Annotated in this window: 1 protein-coding gene; it reads right to left on the bottom strand. The window is 66.9% G+C overall.

The genetic code is table 11. From position 1 onward, the window contains the following. Window positions 1-64: 64 nt before the first annotated feature. Window positions 65-1215 (bottom strand): flavodoxin-dependent (E)-4-hydroxy-3-methylbut-2-enyl-diphosphate synthase (ispG, locus tag DMC64_RS42560; protein ID WP_233630009.1); only part of this gene is annotated, 1151 nt, incomplete at its 5' end.

The raw sequence follows: 1215 nt of genomic DNA, 5'->3' as shown, positions 1-1215 counted from the left end.
AGGAACGGTCCTTTCCTCGCAAATTTTGCGAGGAAAGGACCGTTCCTGGCGTGGTCTCGACCAGTCAGCCGACGGTGACGGTGGGCTCTCCCTCACCGATCGTCTGGCCCGACTCCTCGGCGATCCGCATGGCTTCTTCGATCAGCGTCTCGACGATCGCGTGCTCGGGCACGGTCTTGATGACCTCACCCTTCACGAAGATCTGGCCCTTGCCGTTGCCCGACGCGACACCGAGGTCCGCCTCACGCGCTTCACCGGGACCGTTGACGACGCAGCCCATGACCGCGACGCGCAGCGGGACCTCCATGCCCTCCAGGCCCGCGGTGACCTGCTCGGCGAGCGTGTAGACGTCCACCTGCGCACGGCCGCACGAGGGGCACGAGACGATCTCGAGCTTGCGCTCCTTGAGGTTCAGCGACTGCAGGATCTGGATCCCGACCTTGACCTCTTCCACCGGCGGCGCCGAGAGCGAGACGCGGATCGTGTCGCCGATGCCCTGCCGCAGCAGCGCCCCGAACGCGACGGCCGACTTGATGGTGCCCTGGAACGCCGGGCCCGCCTCGGTGACCCCGAGGTGCAGCGGGTAGTCGCACTGCTCGGCGAGGATCTCGTACGCGCGCACCATGACCACCGGGTCGTTGTGCTTCACGGAGATCTTCACGTCGTGGAAATCGTGCTCGGCGAACAGCGACGCCTCCCACAGCGCGGACTCGGCCAGCGCCTCCGGGGTCGCCTTGCCGTACTTGTCCATGATCCGCTTGTCCAGCGAACCCGCGTTGACGCCGATCCGGATCGGGGTGCCGTGATCCTTCGCGGCCTTCGCGATCTCCTTGACCTGATCGTCGAACTTGCGGATGTTGCCCGGGTTCACCCGGACCGCCGCACACCCGGCCTCGATCGCGGCGAAGACGTACTTCGGCTGGAAGTGGATGTCGGCGATCACCGGGATCTGCGACTTCTTCGCGATCGCGGGCAGCGCTTCGGCGTCGTCCGCGGACGGGCACGCGACGCGCACGATGTCACAGCCCGCAGCGGTGAGCTCGGCGATCTGCTGCAGCGTCGCGTTGACGTCGGAAGTGAGCGTGGTGGTCATCGACTGCACCGAAATCGGGTGCTCGCTGCCGACGCCCACCGGCCCGACCTGCAGCTGTCGGGTCTTGCGACGCTCGGAGAGGACGGGAGGAGGAAGCGCTGGCATACCAAGAGCGACAGTCA

This window comes from Amycolatopsis sp. WAC 04197 (genome assembly GCF_003947475.1).
Lineage (GTDB): Bacteria > Actinomycetota > Actinomycetes > Mycobacteriales > Pseudonocardiaceae > Amycolatopsis > Amycolatopsis japonica.
Note: the sequence above shows the minus strand (reverse complement) of the source record. Positions and strands in the feature narration are given on the sequence as shown.